Raw genomic sequence first — 15,703 nt, forward strand, 5'->3', positions numbered from 1 at the left:
CAAGTCAGGAAAGAGACACACCATGTGGCCGGACCGTCGATTGATCGATCGTTTCAAGACCGAATTCCCGATCGTGCTGGCGCCGATGGCCGGCGTGATGGATGCGGAGCTCGTGATCGCGGTGGCGCAGGGCGGCGGGCTCGGCTCGCTGCCCTGTGCGATGCTGTCGGCCGAGAAGGCGCGTGAGCAGGTCAACATCATCCGCCAGCGCGTGTCCGCGCCGGTCAACCTCAACTTCTTCTGCCACAAGGCGGTCGACGCCGATCCGGCACGCGAGGCGCAATGGCGGCAGCGGCTCGGGCCTTACTACCGCGAACACGGCCTCGATCCGGATGCGCCGATCAATGCGGCGAACCGCGCGCCGTTCGACGCAACCTTCTGCGCCGTGGTCGAGGAGCTGAAGCCCGAGGTCGTCAGCTTCCATTTCGGCCTGCCGGAGCCAAAACTGTTGCAGCGGGTGAAGGCAGCGGGCGCCATCGTGATGTCGTCGGCGACCACGGTGAAGGAGGCGATCTGGCTCGAGGAGAACGGTGTCGACGTCGTCATCGCGCAAGGCGCCGACGCTGGCGGCCATCGCGCCATGTTCCTGACCGACGATATCGCCGAGCAGCCCGGCACGTTCTCGCTGCTGCCGCAGGTGGTCGATGCGGTGAAGGTGCCGGTCGTCGCGGCCGGTGGCATCGCCGATGGACGCGGGATCGCGGCGGCCTTTGCACTCGGCGCATCGGCTGTGCAGATCGGGACAGCTTTCCTGCGCTGTCCGGAATCCAAGGTGACCGCGCAGGGCCGTGTCGCGCTGGCGCAGGCCAGCGATGAATCGACCGTCATCACCAATGTGATGACCGGCCGCCCGGCGCGCGGCGTTGCCAACCGCGTGATGCGCGAGGTCGGCCCGATCTCGCCGGACGCGCCGGCGTTCCCGCATGCGGCGACCGCCCTCGGGCCGCTGAAGGCGGCTGCCGAAAAACAAGGCAAGGTCGATTTCACCAATCTCTGGGCCGGGCAGGCGGTGCGGATGGGCAAGGAGATGCCGGCCGCCGAGCTGACCCGCGCACTGGCGGGCGCCGCGCTGGCGCGGATGGGCAAGATGGCGGGCTGATTTCACCTTCGTTGACGCAGGAGCACCACGGCATGATCACCTGTTATCTGCGATACGAAGTTCGTGCGGACAAGCTCGCCGAATTCGAGGCCTATGGTGCGATGTGGCTGGAGCTGGTGCCGCGGTTTGGCGGCACTCATCACGGCTATTTCCTGCCGTCCGAGGGCGCCAGCGACGTGGCGTTGGCGATTTTCAGCTTTCCGAGCCTTGCGGCCTACGAACAGTACCGCAAGGATTCAGCGCTCGATCCCGACGTTCAGAAGGCGATCGCCTTCGCGAGGGAGACGCGCTGCTTTGTCCGCTATGAACGGTCGTTCTTTCGGCCGTTGCTGCCGAAGCCGGCATAGCCGGCTATGGCAGGCCGGATCGCTCGATCTCAGGCCTGACGCGCGGCCTCGCTCTGGTTGATCTCCAGATGCTCGGTCGCGAGCCTGCGATAATGCGCGGCCATTTCCTTGTAATGTTGCCGGGAGATCGGATCCGCGGCGCTCTCGGCCCGGCGCTCGAACATCTCGGCCTTTTCCTGCAGCGCTTTCGCCTGGGACTTGGTCATCGCTCGCCTCACTTAGACCAGACAGGCCACGTAGAGGATCGCAATCCCCAGCACGGTGCCGATCGACCACAGGGCGGGATCCCAGCCCTCCGGCCGGGGGCGGCTTTCCAGCGTTTGCATGACGCACTCCGAACTTTTCTGTTTGGAGGGAGTAGGCGCCCCGAATGTTTCGGCACCACTTCGTGGCACCCGCAAAGTGGTTTCGTCGCGGGCTTTTGCGGCCCGAATGCGCACTGGGATGTCTGGCCAGGGTGCCCGGCAGGGTGCTCAAGCCCCGGGGCAGAGGGATTCGCGTGGTTGCGGCGCAAAACCGGCCTCTGCTATACGGCGGGCTGACCTTTCAGCCTGACCTTTTGGATCTGGGGCCCTATATAATGTCCGTAGACGCCACAACCGTCCGCCGCATCGCGCATCTGGCGCGGATCGCGGTCAGCGACGCCGAAGTTCCCCATCTCCAGGGCGAGCTGAACGCGATGCTGGCCTTTGTCGAGCAGCTATCGGAGGTGAATATCGACGGTGTCGAGCCGATGACCTCGGTGACGCCGATGGAGATGAAGAAGCGCGCCGACGTGGTCAATGACGGCGAGATCGCCGACGACATCGTCCGCAACGCGCCTGATACGACCAACCACTTCTTCCTGGTGCCGAAGGTGGTCGAGTAGTTTCTCTGTTCTGGGACGATGGCGATGTGTCTGCTCTGCGACGATGAAAAGGCCTACAAGGCCTACATGGACTTCCTCGACGCGATGGAGCGCAAGGGGAAGGTCGCCGATCCCAATGCGGCGATGGACGCGGTGCTCGACCATCTCGAGGCGTTGGATGCCGCCCGCGCCAAGGAAAATGCCCTGAGAAATATCAGCCCCCGGCAGGATGACCCCGCCAACGACAAGACCCTGTCTCCGTTCTTCTGCAGCCCGATCAATAAATGACCGATTTGACATCGCTGACGATCGCCGAGGCCCGCGAGGGCCTGGCGAGCAAGTCTTTCACCGCCCGCGAACTGACTGACGCGCATCTCGCCGCCATCGAAGCCGCGCGCGTGCTCAATGCCTATGTGCTCGAGACGCCGGACCGCGCCCGCGACATGGCGAAGGCCGCCGACGAGAAGATCGCAAAGGGCGAGGGTGGGTCGCTGGCGGGCATTCCGCTCGGCATCAAGGACCTGTTCGCGACCCGCGATATCAGGACCACGGCGTGCTCGAAGATCCTCGGCAATTTCATCCCGCCCTACGAGTCGACGGTGACCTCGCAGCTGTGGCGCGATGGCGCGGTGCTGCTCGGCAAGCTCAACAATGACGAGTTCGCGATGGGCTCGTCGAACGAGACCTCGTGCTTCGGCCCGGTCACCAACCCGTGGCGGCGCGAGGGCTCCAACACCACGCTGGTGCCGGGCGGCTCGTCCGGCGGCTCGGCTTCGGCTGTGGCGGCGCTGCTGTGCATGGGCGCGACCGCGACCGACACCGGCGGCTCGATCCGCCAGCCCGCCGCGTTCACCGCGACCGTCGGCATCAAGCCGACCTACGGCCGCTGCTCGCGCTGGGGCATCGTCGCCTTCGCATCCTCGCTCGACCAGGCCGGCCCGATCGCGCGCACGACGCGCGACGCCGCGATCCTGATGCGCTCGATGGCCGGTCACGATCCCAAGGACACCACGTCGGTCGACATCGCGGTGCCGGATTACGAGGCCGCGATCGGCAAGTCCGTGAAGGGCATGAAGATCGGCATCCCCAGGGAGTATCGGCTCGACGGCATGCCGGCCGAGATCGAGAAACTCTGGAGCGAGGGCGCGCAGTGGCTGAAGGCCGCGGGTGCGGAGCTCGTCGAAGTGTCGCTGCCGCACACCAAATACGCGCTGCCGGCCTATTACATCGTGGCGCCGGCGGAGGCATCGTCGAACCTCGCGCGCTATGACGGCGTGCGCTACGGGCTACGCGAGCCGGCCAAGAACATCATCGAGATGTACGAGAACTCCCGCGCCGACGGCTTCGGCGACGAGGTTCGCCGGCGCGTGCTGATCGGCACCTATGTGCTCTCTGCCGGCTACTACGATGCCTATTATCTGCGTGCGCAGAAGGTGCGGACGCTGATCAAGAAGGACTTTGAGGACTGCTTCGCCAAGGGCGTCAATGCAATCCTGACGCCGGCGACGCCGTCGGCGGCGTTCGGCATCGGCGAGAAGGGCGGCGCCGATCCGGTTGAGATGTATCTCAACGACATCTTCACGGTGACCGTGAACATGGCGGGCCTGCCCGGCATCGCCGTGCCCGCCGGCAAGGATACGCAAGGCCTGCCGCTCGGCCTGCAACTGATCGGCCGTCCGTTCGACGAGGAGACGCTGTTCTCGCTCGGGGAGGTGATCGAGCAGGCGGCCGGCCGCTTCCCGGCGCCAAGATGGTGGTGAGCGATGGCGGATTTCCGCGCCAGTCTCGCTGACGCTGCGCCGGACACGACTCTGGCGCCGCCGCTCGCCGCATTGTGGTGGGTGAGGAAGGGTGATTGGGACCAGGCGCATAAGATCGTGCAGGACGAGAGCGACGCCAATTCGGCCTGGGTGCACGCCTACCTGCATCGCGTCGAGGGCGATCTCGGCAATGCCGGCTACTGGTATCGCCGGGCCGGCCAGCCGGTCGCAAAGGACACAGTTGAGGCCGAGTGGGAACGGATCGTCTCCGCACTTTTGGTCTGAACAACCGATGTGAAGTGCGGTGTCTTGGCACCGCGAGCATTAACCCTGTTTCGGCCGCCATGCCGCCGCCCAGATTGGCCGTGATAGGCTGGTGGAACCGGGCGGGGGCCAGCGGCAAAGAGAGTATTCGTGCGTGGGTCGGGCATAGGGGGATGGCTGTCAGCATTGCTGGTGGCAGTAGTGGCGGTGGGCCTTGCCGGCTGCGCAACCGTCTACAATCTCCCCGGCAACGTGCCGCTCGGCGCCGCGGCTGCCGACATCAACGGTGTCAGCGATATTCCGGCTTACGAAGATGACCTGCTGCTTGCGCTGTCGTTCTCCGGTGGTGGCACGCGCGCGGCGGCGTTTTCGTTCGGCGTGCTGGAAGAGCTCGACCGGGTGCGCTCCAGCGCCGCCGGCACCAAGACGCTGCTCGATCGCGTCGACTTCGTTTCCGGCGTCTCCGGCGGATCGGTCACCGCGGCCTATTTCGGATTGAAGCGGCGCGCGGCGCTCGACGATTTCCGCGAGCGCTTCCTGCTGCGCAACGCCGAGGAGGGGCTGAAGACCAAGATCTCCCTCGGCAATATCGGGCGCGCGCTGGGTGGCGGCGTCAACGACAGCCAGTTCACCGACTGGCTCGATCAAAATCTGTTCGACGGCGCGCGGTTCGAGGCGTTGCCGGACGATCGCCGGCCACGGGTGTGGATCAACGCCTCCGACATCTACAACCGCACGCCGTTCGTGTTCGGCAAGACGTCGTTCGATGCGCTGTGCAGCGACGTCCGCTCCTATCGTGTCGCCGAAGCGGTGGCGGCCTCTGCCGCGGTGCCGCTGGCATTCGCCCCGATCGTGCTGCAGACCTATCCCGGCGGCTGCGCCGCGCCGCTGCCGTCGTGGCTGGATCGGGTGCGCAACGATCCAAACGCGCAGCCGCTGCTGCGCTCCTATGCCGAGGCCCAGGCGCGTTACCGCGACGGCTCGATGCGTTACGTCAAGCTGCTCGATGGCGGCCTCGTTGATAACTACGGCCTGTCGGGGCTGAGCATCGGCCTGCTCGCCGCGCAGCGGCCCTATGAGCCGCTGAGCGAACGGCAGGCGGCTAAGCTCAGGCGCATCCTGTTCCTGGTGGTCGATGCCGGCCGCGGCATCTCCGGCGACTTCGTGCAGACGCTCGAAGGGCCGAACGGTGTCGAGCTGGTGTCCGCGGCCGCCGACACCGCGATTGATGCCAGCGTGCGCTCCAGCTACGCCGCCTTTACGTCGCTCGCCAACGACTGGTCCGGCAAGCTGAAGCGCTGGCGCTGCGGCCTGTCGGCGGCGGATCGCGCCAGGCTCGGCGTCGGCGCCGGCTGGAAATGCGGTGACGTCGCGATCTATGTCGAGCGGCTCGGCTTCGACCGGCTCGGACCGGAGCGTGCCGGCATTCTGAACGCCATTCCGACGCGGCTTTCGCTGCCGGCCGAGCAGGTCGACCAGCTGGTCACGGGCGGCGCGGACGCGCTGCGCTCGAGCAAGGCCTATCAGCAGTTCCGGCGCGGCCTCTGATCCGCGCCCATGCCCGGCGCGGGCTGCAAGGGGACTGCAAGGCGGCTTGACTGGCGCTGTCGGTTGCGCGAAGCCCAATCCATCCCAGATAATACTTGTCCGGAAACCAGCTCCATGACCGCATCTGCTGCCCCTCACAAACTGATCAAGAGCGCCACCGGCGATTGGGAGGTCGTGATCGGCATGGAGGTCCATGCCCAGGTCACCTCGAACGCGAAGCTGTTCTCCGGCGCGTCGACTGCGTTCGGCGGCGAGCCCAACTCCCACGTCTCGCTGGTCGATGCCGCGATGCCGGGCATGCTGCCCGTCATCAACGAGGAGTGCGTCCGCCAGGCGGTGCGCACCGGTCTCGGGCTGAATGCGCAGGTCAATTTGCGTTCGGTGTTCGACCGCAAGAACTATTTCTATCCGGACTCGCCGCAGGGCTACCAGATCAGTCAGTACAAGTCGCCGATCGTCGGCGAGGGCGAGGTGGTGCTCGAACTCGATGGCGGCCGCAGCGTCACCATCGGGATCGAGCGGCTGCATCTGGAGCAGGACGCCGGCAAGTTGCTGCACGATCAGTCGCCGACGATGTCCTATGTCGACCTCAACCGCTGCGGCGTCGCGCTGATGGAGATCGTCTCCAAGCCCGACATCCGCGATGCCGAGCAGGCCAAGGCCTACGTCACCAAGCTGCGCTCGATCCTGCGCTACCTCGGCACCTGCGACGGCGACATGGAGAAGGGCAGCCTGCGCGCCGACGTCAACGTCTCGGTGCGCCGCCATGGCGAGACCGCGCTCGGCACCCGCTGCGAAATCAAGAACATGAACTCGATCAACTTCATCGGCCAGGCGATCGAGTACGAGGCGCGGCGCCAGATCGAGATCATCGAGGACGGCGGCTCGATCGACCAGGAAACCCGGCTGTTCGACCCGAACAAGGGCGAGACGCGTTCGATGCGCTCCAAGGAAGAGGCGCACGACTACCGTTACTTCCCGGATCCCGATCTCTTGCCGCTGGAATTCAGCCAGGCCTTCGTCGACGAGCTCAAGGCGCAGCTGCCGGAACTGCCGGACGAGAAGAAGTCCCGTTTTATTACGGGCTTCGGCCTGTCGTCCTATGACGCGAGCGTGCTGGTCGCCGAGCGCGAGAGCGCGGAGTTCTACGAGACGGTGCTCGCGCGTCTCGCCGACAAGGCGCGTGACGGCAAGCTCGCCGCCAACTGGGTGATCAACGAGCTGTTCGGCCGCCTCAACAAGGAAGGCGTTGCGATCGCAGCCTCGCCGGTGTCGGCGGAGCAACTCGCCGCGATCGTCGATCTGATCGGCGAGGGAGCGATTTCCGGCAAGATCGCCAAGGACTTGTTTGAGATCGTCTGGCAGGAAGGCGGCGATCCGCGCGCGCTCGTCGAGACGCGCGGCATGAAGCAGGTCACCGACCTCGGCGCCATCGAGAAGGTGGTCGACGACATCATCGCGGCCAATCCCGACAAGGTCGAGCAGGCGAAGGCGAAGCCCGCGGCCCTTCAATGGTTCGTCGGTCAGGTGATGAAGTCGTCGGGCGGCAAGGCCAACCCGAAGGCGGTCAACGAGCTCTTGAAGTCCAAGCTCGGCGTCTGAACGAACAGGACAATGATGTTGTCCTTGGCGCATGATCCAGTCGGATCATGCTCTCGCGCCGTCACCATCGGCATCGTCGCGCGCGCGTGAACGCGGCGTGATCCGGCCTCACACCCTCGCTCGACGGTCGCACTGACGTCGTCGGCGCCGAATCGCCGAAGCTGCGATTCGTTCGCGAATCCGGTCCGGGCGACCTCAAACGAGGCAAAAGCGGTCTTACCCACGAAAATTTTTTCGTTGCCAAAAATTACGACTCGGCGTTCGCGACGCGCCGCTTTTCGTCGTCGCGCGCGACTCAATGCAGTCATGATCCTGTGTCGATCGCTTCAATGCGACCGCACGAAAAGGCTATAATACAAGGCGTTTCCTGCAAGGTTGACAAATGCCGACGTCGGCGGCCGTTGAACTTCTTGCATCGTCGAACGAATGCAGCGTCGATTTGAACGGTGACGCGCGCTGTGCGCACTGACACCGCTGCGTCAACACTTCCTTAAGCGGGACACTGTTTTTTTCGGTCTGTTGGTGTATTCGGGAAGTAGTGCATATCGATTCCCGAGTGCACGCAGCGAGAGCCATCTCACATACTGGAGGGCAACATGGCTAAGAAGGCAAAGAAGGCGAAGAAGGCGAAGAAGGCGAAGAGCGCAGTGAAGAAGACTGCGAAGAAGACCCGCAAGGTCGCCAAGAAGAAGTAAGCCTCTCGCCTTGAGAGGATTGCCGGCGGCTTGATGCCGGCACGTCGCGAGAGCCAGCGGACGGACTGCTGAGAGGCACATCCCACCCCAAGGCTCTGGCTGACGAAAGAGGGTGTCGGCGAGACATCAGGTCAAACGGCTGGATCGAATTTCGGAGAGGGCAACCTTCCCAAAAGCGGTCCGGCAGAAGAAACAGAGATTTCTTCGTTCGGTGCGGGGCCGGCTCGGTTCCGCAATTTCACCGGCGAGAATGCCGAGCTGAAATCTGGTCCTGACGTGTTCGCCGACCCCCTCGTTCCGGCGGCCCGCGCAGTCCGCGCCCGGCAGCCGCTTTCCACATCCCATTTTCTGGATCGACGTCGGGCCTGACGGGCTCGCGTTTCTTTGCGCGCGCGACCGTACCGCGGCTTCGCGGACCGTCCGCCGGGCGTGGCAGCCCGCCGTCAACTCGTCGATTGATCAGATGCGTCGGCGGCCGGGACCGGACGGTGCCCGCGGCGATTGTCCGCGATGGTTATCGATGTCCGAAGCACCAGGGTAAACCGGCATTCACGAATGCACGGAAATGCCTGTGGCACAGGCACTTCTGCGATTCCGGGGAACGCGCCCGGCCGGCCCGATTTACATCCCGTTCATCGCGATACTTAAACCGCTCTTCAAATTTGATGGGCCATGATCACCCCAACAAGCCGGCAAACGGCGAGCGCATGATCCAGGGATCGGCGCGGCGCATGATCCCAGGATCAGCGCGGGGCATGATCCGAAGGATCAGCTCGGGGATAACAAGGCGTTTCAACAGTGGACGGGGGCCGCGCTCGGGGGAGGGCGGCCAACAACAAAAAGGGGAATGACGACAATGTTTCAGGGGGTCATCGATCAGGAAAGCGCTATCCCGGTTGCTGCGACTGCAATCCAGGACGTGCTGTTCGAGCGTGGCATGTATTGGGCGAGCGGCCGTTCCGGCGTGGTCAATCTCGTCGCGGCGCACAAATGGTTCAACCTGGCGGCGCTCAAGGGACGTACCGACGCAATCGCGCACCGCCGCGAAGTCGCCGAGCAGATGTCCGACGTCGAGATCGCTGCCGCCCAGCGCGAAGCCCGCGCCTGGATGACGACGCACTAAGCTTTCGTTTTGGCGCGTTTTCTTCACGCGAACCGTAATCCACTTCGCTCGAAAGCGCACAGCTCGAGCCGGGAGCCTCGGCTCCCTCGCTCCATCTAGAACCAGTATCGTGCGGCGTAGATCGCAGTCATCAGCGCCCCAGCGGCGATGACGAACTGCCGGACGACGTGAGCCGGCAGGATCCGGATCAGGTGGCCTCCGGCATAGCCGCCGACCATGGCGCCGAGCAGCATCACCAAAGTTTCCGGCCACCGTACCGCTCCCTGCACGATGAAGATCAATGTGGCGGCGAGCGACACGCAGGTCGCGAGCAGGTTCTTCAACGCCTTGATCGCCCTGATGTCGCTCGGTTCCGTGATCGACAGCACCGCGGTCAGGATGACGCCGAGCCCGGCGCCGAAGAACCCTCCATAGACACAGGCCAATCCGAGCGCAGCACTGCTCGCACTGATCGAGGGCGGAGCTGCGGCTTCCCGATGTCCGTTGGTCCACGCCTGGATCTGTGGCGCGAAGGCAAACAGCAGCGTTGCGAATGCGATCAGGGCCGGCACCGGCAGGACGAACAGCCGCTCGGGAAGCAACAAGAGGGTGCCGGCACCGACTCCGCCTGCAACCGTGGAAACGGCGACGAAGCTGACGGTACGCCGCGTCGGCGGCGGCAGCTTGCCGCGATCGGCGAGCGCTGCGATCAAATGCCCCGGCGAGATCGCCACCGCATTCGACGCATTGGCGATGACCGCCGGCAAGCCTGCGGCGAGCATCGCCGGAAAGGTGATGAGTGTCGCACCGCCCGCCAATGCGTTGATGACGCCTCCCGCGCCACCAGCCGCGAGCAGCAGAAGACTTGTCTGGGTATCCATCCTTCACCCCTTTGCAGGGTGCGCAGGCTAGCGGGCGGAGCATCGGCTGGTCTGGAACGTATGTGACGCCGTTTCAATCGCGCCGGTAGACGCCCGGCGTCGTGCCGAAGGTGCGGCGGAACAGACGGGTGAGGTGGCTCTGATCGGAAAAGCCGGCATCCGCGGCAACGGCTGCGATCGGCTGGCCAGCGCGCAACAGTTGCCGGGCAGCATTGAGCCGGGTGAGTTGCCGGAACGCGTGCGGCGCGACGCCGAGCTCGCGCCTCACCATGCGGCTGAACCCTTCGCGGCTTCGCCCGAAGCTGGCGGCAATCTCGCGGATCGGCTCGGGGCTCTCCGTCAAGGCCGTGCCGAGCTTGGCTCTGCCGGTCTGCCCGGTCGAGCCGGGCGCTCCGCCCGACAGGATGTCGTTGGCGATCTCGCTGATGTGCGCGGGCGATATCTCCTCGATGCTTCGCCAGCGGTCCCCGACATTGACGATCCGGAGCGACGAGCAGGCGCTGCCCGCCGGAACATAGGCATTCAGGCAAACCGTCTCCGCGCCCAGTGTCGCGATCGGTGCATGCAGCATTCCTGCCGGGATCAGCGCAGCATGGCCCGCAGGCACGGTGATGGCCGCACCGTCGATGCGAAAGGCGCGCGACCCCGACAGCACCAGCACGATCTGGCTCTCGTCATGGAAGTGCGGCCGGAGGCCGAGCGAGCCGGCACCGCTCCACGATGCCAGCTCGACGATGCCGTCACGGTCGGCGCGCCGGTAGTTCCAGGCTTTCGTCATGGCGAACCAGGTGATCGCAGAGGTCTCGAACCGATGGATGGGTGATCCCCGAGCATAGCACGGGGGTCACCCGGCTGTCGCGGCCGCGCGACTGAAGCCATCGGCGAGGCCGTTCGCATCGTCGCGACAGCGATGAGAGCGGCGACGAGGTTGGCGGCTGCGCTGATTGCCACCGGGATGAAGTAGCTGTGGCTGACGTCGAATGCGAAGCCGGCGGCGCTTGGTCCCAGCAGCGTTCCGAACGCGACGCTGGTGTAGAGGATACCGATGATGCCGCCGACATTGCGGCCGCCGAAATGGTCGGTGACCACGGCGGGCAGGATCGCCACCCAGCCGCCATAGAACACGCCGAACAGCAGCGCGAAGGCCGTGAGCGACCAGAAGGTGCCGGCGATCGCCCAGATCGCCAGCGAGGCGGCCATGCCGAGATACATCGCGATCAGGAAGGCATCGCGGCCGACCCGGTCGGCGATGCCGCCGAGGAAGAAGCGGCCGGCGGTGCTGCCGACACCGATCATCCCGAGCAGCAGCACGGCGAGCGTCGGCGCTACCTGATGGTCGACGGCGAACGGCACGAGATGCACGAAGGGTACGAACACCCCGAACGCACTGACCAGGCAGGCCGCATAGAGCCCGGCAAAGCGGGCCGTGCGCACCGCATGGCGGATCGAAACACCCTGACGCAGCGGCGTGCCTGACGCCGTATCAAGCGGATCGCCATCCGGTGCGGTGCCGTAGCGGCGCGGATCGTCCGCGATCAGGAGCGATGAGCCGATGCCGGCGACGGCGGCAACGACGCCGAGCACGACGTAGGCTTCGCGCCAGCCGAGGCTCGCGATCAGCCAGGTCGCGAGCGGCGGCATCACCAATGTTCCGACCCCGATCCCGCTGACGGCGAGGCCCGACGCAAAACCGCGCCGCCTGACGAACCAGCGCTGCACGGCGCCCAAGGTCGGAACGTATGCGCAACCGACGCCGGCGCCGATCCCGATGCTGTAGGCAGCGTAGACCTGGAGGATGGTCTGCGCCTGTCCCGCCAGCACCATGCCGAGACCGACCAGCGCCATTCCAATTGCAGCCAGCCTGCGCGCGCCCCAGCGATCGGCGAGCGGGCCGGAGATGATGCCGAGACCGAAATACAGGAAGCCCGCGAACGAGAACACCAGCGACACCGAGCCGCGCGAGGCGCCGAACTCCCGCTGCAGCGACTCGACGAAGGATGAGAACGTGTAGGCGCTGCCGAAGCCGATGAACGTGACGACAAAGGCGGCTGCGACGACAACCCAGCCATAGAACGGCCTTGCGCGTTGATGTCCGGCGTGCATGGCGGCGTTCCTCATGATCGTTCTCCTTGTGCCGCGCGCTCGCCTGCCTTGGCCGGCGGATAGAGCAGCATCTGCGTGCAGCGAAACAGCGCGATGGCCTTGCCGGTCGCCTCGCTGCGGATCTCCGCATCCCACACCTGGGTGGTGCGCCCGGCATGAATGAGGCGCGCCTCGCAGCTGACGCCGCCTTCGCGCGCGGCACCGATGAAGTTCGTCTTCAATTCGCCGGTCGCGAAGCCAATTGCGCTGTCCGGCAAGGAGGCGAGGCAGCCGAAGCCGCACGCGGTATCCGCCAGCGCGACGATGCTTGCGCCGTGCAAGAGCCCGTGCGGCGAAAAGTGCTTCGCTGCAATCTCGAAACGGCCGCGGATGAGGCCGCGTTCGGCTTCGAGCCATTGAAAATCCAGCAGGCCGGGCAGGCTGCCGGGTTGCGACGCGTTGATGTGGTCGACGCGTTTGCGGGTATCGCTGCCTGCACCGATCTCGTGCAAAGCGAGTTTGTTGGGTACCTCAGTCATGTCGTGTTCTGGCTCCATCAGGGAACCGAGAGCTGTCATCGCGAGCCGCGGAGGAAGATTAGAAAATCTAACTTTAATGGCTCGGATTTCTCTATGTTGACGCGGCTCCCAGCCTTACGATAGGCTAATTGAGCGCCGGGAAGGCCCCGTTGGCAAACCAGATTTGCTGCACGATTGAGATTAGAAAATCTAAATCATGGAGAGTAGGCTTCCACCCCTGAACGCGCTCAAGGCGTTCGAATCCGCCGCCCGCCATCTCTCGGTGAAGCTCGCGGCCGAGGAGCTGTGCGTGACGCCGGGCGCGGTCAGCCAGATGCTCAAGACGCTCGAAGCCCATCTCGGCATCAAGCTGTTCGAGCGGGTGCCGCGCGGCATCTATCTCACCGACGCCGGCCGCGACTATCTGCCGTCGATCCGCAATGCGTTTCGCCAGATCGCGGAGGCCTCGCGTCGCGTCGCTGCATCGGTCGACGTCGGTACGCTGACGGTGAGCGTCACGCCGTTCTTTGCGTCGGCCTGGCTGGTGCCGCGCATGGCATCGTTTCAGGGCGCGCATCCCGAGATCGATCTCCAGATCGTCACCAGCAACACGCTCGTCGATTTCTCGCGTAACGGCGTCGACGTCGCGGTGCGCCACGGCCTCGGCCGCTATCCGGGGCTGCGCAGCGACCGCGTCGTTACGGTCGAGATGGTCGCGGTCGCTTCGCCGTCGCTGGTTGCGCGTCTCGGGCGGCCGGCCTCTCCCGCAGATCTTGCGGGCTGGCCGCAGGTGCACGACGCCGATCGCAAGGGATGGAGCCTGTGGTTTCAGGCCAATGGGATCACGGAGGTTCGCACGCCGCGCGGTCCCTCGTTCGACGACAGCGGTCTGCTGCTGAAGGCTGTGCTGACCGGGCAGGGCGCCGGCCTGCTGCCCGCGGCAATGGTCGCCGATGAGATCGAGAGCGGCGAACTGATCCAGCTGCTTGAGACCGCGCATCTGGAGGAGTTTGCGTATTATCTCGTCTGCCCCGACAACCGGCAAGGGCTTCCGAAGATCGCGGCGTTCAGGGAGTGGATGTTGGGGCCCATAGCCCAGTCAGCACTTGGGGAACGCTAGCTGTCTCGCCGCCGCGCCTTATCGATAGAACGCGTTCGGCGGCACGCCAAAATGCTTGCGGAACATCGCGGTGAAGGCGCTCTGGCTGGCATAGCCGGCATCGAGCGCGACATCGACCACCCGCGCGCCGCGTGCGAGGCGTTCCAGCGCAAACAGCAGGCGGGCCTGCTGACGCCACTCGCCGAACGTCATGCCGGTCTCCCTGGCGAACAGGCGATGGATCGTCTTCGATGTCAGCTTCAGCCGGAGCGCCCACTGCTCGGCGGTGGAGGTGTCGTCCGGACGGGCCACCAGCGCCGCGCAGATCCGCGCCAGCCTTTCGTCGCGCGGCATCGGCAGATGCAGCGGCAACACATCGATCTCGCGCAGCTGGTCGAGCAGCACACGCATCAGGCGCTCGTCGCTTGTGCCTGGCGCATAGTCCAGCGGCACACCCATCGCGGCGACGAACAATTCGCGCAGCAGCGGCGAGACAGTGAACACGCAGCTGGTCTGCGGCAGATTGGGAGCCGCGTCGGCATCGACGAACACGGTGCGGATCTTGACCGCACCGCACATCCGGACCTCGTGCGCGAGACCGGCCACCAGCCACACCGCGCGATTGGGCGGCACCACCCAGGTGCCCTCGGCGCAGCGCACGATCATCACGCCTTCGATCGCGTAGAGCAGTTGGCCGCGCGGATGTGCATGCAGGCCGGTCGATGTGCCGCTCGGATAGTCGATCTCCATCGCCGCCATCGGCCGCGCCGTGGCGTGATAATCGAGGTGCCGTGTGATCAGCTCGTCCAACACGTCTTCATCTCTCTCATGTCCCAATCTCGCTAGGTGAGGTCATTCTAGCGTGAGACAGACCTCAGTGCGACAGGTAGTTGCTGGTGCGTCTTTCACCAATGCGCTGCCGGATCATGCTCAAGAAGAATGCTGCACTTCTCTATCCCTTCGTTGCCATCGTGCTGTGGGCCGGCAACGTCATCGTCTCGCGTCTGTCGGCCCACACGATCGGTCCGCAGGCGATCACTTTCTATCGCCTGCTGGTCGCGGTGCTGCTGATGTCCCCGTTCGTGGCGCGCGCCGCCTGGCGCAATCGCCGCGCGATCTGGCCGCATCTCGGGCCGCTCGCGATCCTCGGCTTCCTTGCGATGTGCCTGTTCCAGAGCCTGTCGTATCTGGCGGCCGAGACCACGACCGCGACCAACATGGCCGTGTTCACCGCGCTGACGCCGCTGCTCACGGTCGCACTCAGCGCCGCACTGCTCGGCGAGCAGCCGACGCTCGGCATGGTCTGCGGCGCGCCGCTGTCGTTCGCAGGCCTCGTCTATCTCGTCAGCGGCGGCGAATTGTCGTCGCTGTTGCAGAATGGTGTGCACGCGGGTGACGCACTGATGCTGCTCGCCGCGATCGTCTACGCGCTGTACGGCGTGCTCCTGAAGCGCTGGAATTTGCCGATCACCGGGTGGCAGTCCACCTACATGCAGGCGTTGTGTGCGTTGGCCGTGATGTTTCCCGCGTTCCTCGCGACGCCGGCGCCGCTGCGGCAGGTCAACGCGGCGACCTGGCCGCTGATCGTCTATGCCGGCGCGCTCGCCTCGGTGGTGCTGCCGTTCCTGTGGATCCGTGGTGTCGCGCAGCTCGGCCCGAACCGCTGCGCGATCTTCATGAACCTGCTGCCGGTGCTGACGGCCGCGGCCGCGATCGTGATGCTGGGCGAGCCGGTCAGGTCCTTCCACGTCATCGGCGGCGGCCTCGCGCTGCTCGGCGTTGCCTGCGCGCAGGTGTTTCCACGGCCGATGTTGCGAGCGCAGCGTGCCTGAGCATGACGACGCGATCATCCAAGCGTT

18 protein-coding genes are annotated in these 15,703 nt (G+C 65.4%); 11 read left to right on the top strand and 7 right to left on the bottom strand.

What is annotated here, in order from left to right; all coding sequences use genetic code 11:
* The first annotated feature begins 22 nt into the window (after positions 1-22).
* Entirely contained in the window at positions 23-1,099 is a 1,077-nt protein-coding gene (locus CO675_RS18840; RefSeq protein ID WP_097673409.1) for an NAD(P)H-dependent flavin oxidoreductase, read from the top strand.
* A 32-nt stretch (positions 1,100-1,131) separates the two neighbouring features.
* The gene (locus tag CO675_RS18845) at positions 1,132-1,446 is read left to right on the top strand and encodes an NIPSNAP family protein (protein WP_097673410.1); all 315 of its coding nucleotides are present in this window, start codon (positions 1,132-1,134) and stop codon (positions 1,444-1,446) included.
* Positions 1,447-1,475: 29 nt separating this feature from the next.
* On the opposite strand, the gene CO675_RS40610 is transcribed toward CO675_RS18845, so the two are convergent.
* On the bottom strand, positions 1,476-1,652 hold the full coding sequence (locus CO675_RS40610) for a hypothetical protein (RefSeq protein ID WP_158231270.1): 177 nt from the start codon (positions 1,650-1,652) through the stop codon (positions 1,476-1,478).
* 374 nt (positions 1,653-2,026) lie between these two features.
* Between CO675_RS40610 and gatC the strand changes: the two genes are divergently transcribed.
* The 6 genes from gatC (at position 2,027) to gatB (ending at position 7,467) form a co-directional block, all read left to right on the top strand.
* Complete coding sequence (gene gatC, locus CO675_RS18850) at positions 2,027-2,314, top strand: Asp-tRNA(Asn)/Glu-tRNA(Gln) amidotransferase subunit GatC (RefSeq protein WP_092114784.1); 288 nt, start codon at positions 2,027-2,029, stop codon at positions 2,312-2,314.
* Positions 2,315-2,338: 24 nt separating this feature from the next.
* On the top strand, positions 2,339-2,581 hold the full coding sequence (locus CO675_RS18855) for a hypothetical protein (RefSeq protein ID WP_097673626.1): 243 nt from the start codon (positions 2,339-2,341) through the stop codon (positions 2,579-2,581).
* Positions 2,578-4,053 (top strand): Asp-tRNA(Asn)/Glu-tRNA(Gln) amidotransferase subunit GatA, encoded by a 1,476-nt coding sequence (gatA, locus tag CO675_RS18860; RefSeq protein WP_097673411.1) that lies wholly within the window; start codon positions 2,578-2,580, stop codon positions 4,051-4,053. The genes CO675_RS18855 and gatA overlap by 4 nt, the downstream gene beginning before the upstream one ends.
* Positions 4,054-4,056: 3 nt before the next feature.
* A complete protein-coding gene (locus CO675_RS18865) occupies positions 4,057-4,338 on the top strand; it encodes a hypothetical protein (RefSeq protein ID WP_097673412.1) in 282 nt (93 codons plus the stop codon).
* 165 nt (positions 4,339-4,503) lie between these two features.
* Positions 4,504-5,865, top strand: a complete 1,362-nt coding sequence (locus CO675_RS18870) for a patatin-like phospholipase family protein (RefSeq protein WP_097673413.1) — start codon at positions 4,504-4,506, stop codon at positions 5,863-5,865.
* Positions 5,866-5,979: 114 nt separating this feature from the next.
* Positions 5,980-7,467: an Asp-tRNA(Asn)/Glu-tRNA(Gln) amidotransferase subunit GatB gene (gatB, locus tag CO675_RS18875; RefSeq protein ID WP_097673414.1), complete on the top strand. Its 1,488-nt coding sequence runs from the start codon at positions 5,980-5,982 to the stop codon at positions 7,465-7,467.
* Here gatB and CO675_RS40000 read toward each other — a convergent pair.
* Entirely contained in the window at positions 7,389-7,775 is a 387-nt protein-coding gene (locus tag CO675_RS40000; RefSeq protein ID WP_143279040.1) for a hypothetical protein, read from the bottom strand. The genes gatB and CO675_RS40000 overlap by 79 nt on opposite strands.
* A gap of 1,243 nt (positions 7,776-9,018) precedes the next feature.
* Between CO675_RS40000 and CO675_RS18880 the strand changes: the two genes are divergently transcribed.
* Complete coding sequence (locus CO675_RS18880) at positions 9,019-9,285, top strand: hypothetical protein (RefSeq protein WP_097673415.1); 267 nt, start codon at positions 9,019-9,021, stop codon at positions 9,283-9,285.
* Between the two features lie 95 nt (positions 9,286-9,380).
* On the opposite strand, the gene CO675_RS18885 is transcribed toward CO675_RS18880, so the two are convergent.
* The 4 genes from CO675_RS18885 to CO675_RS18900 all read right to left on the bottom strand — a co-directional run bounded on the left by CO675_RS18885 (position 9,381) and on the right by CO675_RS18900 (position 12,805).
* Positions 9,381-10,145 carry a sulfite exporter TauE/SafE family protein gene (locus CO675_RS18885; RefSeq protein WP_097673416.1) on the bottom strand — a complete coding sequence of 255 codons (765 nt, stop codon included), beginning with the start codon at positions 10,143-10,145 and terminating at the stop codon, positions 9,381-9,383.
* Between the two features lie 73 nt (positions 10,146-10,218).
* Complete coding sequence (locus CO675_RS18890; protein WP_097673417.1) at positions 10,219-10,923, bottom strand: AraC family transcriptional regulator; 705 nt, start codon at positions 10,921-10,923, stop codon at positions 10,219-10,221.
* Positions 10,920-12,263, bottom strand: a complete 1,344-nt coding sequence (locus CO675_RS18895; protein ID WP_245452815.1) for an MFS transporter — start codon at positions 12,261-12,263, stop codon at positions 10,920-10,922. Before CO675_RS18895 ends, CO675_RS18890 begins: the two co-directional genes overlap by 4 nt.
* Positions 12,260-12,805, bottom strand: a complete 546-nt coding sequence (locus tag CO675_RS18900) for a PaaI family thioesterase (RefSeq protein WP_245452816.1) — start codon at positions 12,803-12,805, stop codon at positions 12,260-12,262. The genes CO675_RS18895 and CO675_RS18900 overlap by 4 nt, the downstream gene beginning before the upstream one ends.
* Before the next feature lie 157 nt (positions 12,806-12,962).
* Here CO675_RS18900 and gcvA point away from each other — a divergent pair, with 157 nt between their 5' ends.
* On the top strand, positions 12,963-13,865 hold the full coding sequence (gcvA, locus tag CO675_RS18905) for a transcriptional regulator GcvA (protein WP_198964660.1): 903 nt from the start codon (positions 12,963-12,965) through the stop codon (positions 13,863-13,865).
* Between the two features lie 18 nt (positions 13,866-13,883).
* Here the strand turns inward: gcvA and CO675_RS18910 are convergent, their stop codons facing one another.
* Positions 13,884-14,657: an AraC family transcriptional regulator gene (locus CO675_RS18910; protein ID WP_245452817.1), complete on the bottom strand. Its 774-nt coding sequence runs from the start codon at positions 14,655-14,657 to the stop codon at positions 13,884-13,886.
* Between the two features lie 113 nt (positions 14,658-14,770).
* On the opposite strand from CO675_RS18910, the gene CO675_RS18915 reads away from it, so the two are divergent.
* Positions 14,771-15,676 carry a DMT family transporter gene (locus CO675_RS18915; RefSeq protein ID WP_097673629.1) on the top strand — a complete coding sequence of 302 codons (906 nt, stop codon included), beginning with the start codon at positions 14,771-14,773 and terminating at the stop codon, positions 15,674-15,676.
* Positions 15,677-15,703: the final 27 nt, after the last annotated feature.

Origin of the sequence: Bradyrhizobium sp. C9, assembly GCF_002532045.1 — a bacterium.
Lineage (GTDB): Bacteria > Pseudomonadota > Alphaproteobacteria > Rhizobiales > Xanthobacteraceae > Bradyrhizobium.

Bases quoted from the DNA above. Each gene is read 5' to 3' on its own strand.
- CO675_RS18840 (WP_097673409.1), top strand. From the start codon at position 23: ATGTGGCCGGACCGTCGATTGATCGATCGTTTCAAGACCGAATTCCCG.
- CO675_RS18845 (WP_097673410.1), top strand. From the start codon at position 1,132: ATGATCACCTGTTATCTGCGATACGAAGTTCGTGCGGACAAGCTCGCC.
- CO675_RS40610 (WP_158231270.1), bottom strand. From the start codon at position 1,652: ATGACCAAGTCCCAGGCGAAAGCGCTGCAGGAAAAGGCCGAGATGTTC.
- gatC (WP_092114784.1), top strand. From the start codon at position 2,027: ATGTCCGTAGACGCCACAACCGTCCGCCGCATCGCGCATCTGGCGCGG.
- CO675_RS18855 (WP_097673626.1), top strand. From the start codon at position 2,339: ATGTGTCTGCTCTGCGACGATGAAAAGGCCTACAAGGCCTACATGGAC.
- gatA (WP_097673411.1), top strand. From the start codon at position 2,578: ATGACCGATTTGACATCGCTGACGATCGCCGAGGCCCGCGAGGGCCTG.
- CO675_RS18865 (WP_097673412.1), top strand. From the start codon at position 4,057: ATGGCGGATTTCCGCGCCAGTCTCGCTGACGCTGCGCCGGACACGACT.
- gatB (WP_097673414.1), top strand. From the start codon at position 5,980: ATGACCGCATCTGCTGCCCCTCACAAACTGATCAAGAGCGCCACCGGC.
- CO675_RS40000 (WP_143279040.1), bottom strand. From the start codon at position 7,775: ATGACTGCATTGAGTCGCGCGCGACGACGAAAAGCGGCGCGTCGCGAA.
- CO675_RS18880 (WP_097673415.1), top strand. From the start codon at position 9,019: ATGTTTCAGGGGGTCATCGATCAGGAAAGCGCTATCCCGGTTGCTGCG.
- CO675_RS18885 (WP_097673416.1), bottom strand. From the start codon at position 10,145: ATGGATACCCAGACAAGTCTTCTGCTGCTCGCGGCTGGTGGCGCGGGA.
- CO675_RS18890 (WP_097673417.1), bottom strand. From the start codon at position 10,923: ATGACGAAAGCCTGGAACTACCGGCGCGCCGACCGTGACGGCATCGTC.
- CO675_RS18895 (WP_245452815.1), bottom strand. From the start codon at position 12,263: ATGAGGAACGCCGCCATGCACGCCGGACATCAACGCGCAAGGCCGTTC.
- CO675_RS18900 (WP_245452816.1), bottom strand. From the start codon at position 12,805: ATGACAGCTCTCGGTTCCCTGATGGAGCCAGAACACGACATGACTGAG.
- gcvA (WP_198964660.1), top strand. From the start codon at position 12,963: ATGGAGAGTAGGCTTCCACCCCTGAACGCGCTCAAGGCGTTCGAATCC.
- CO675_RS18915 (WP_097673629.1), top strand. From the start codon at position 14,771: ATGCTCAAGAAGAATGCTGCACTTCTCTATCCCTTCGTTGCCATCGTG.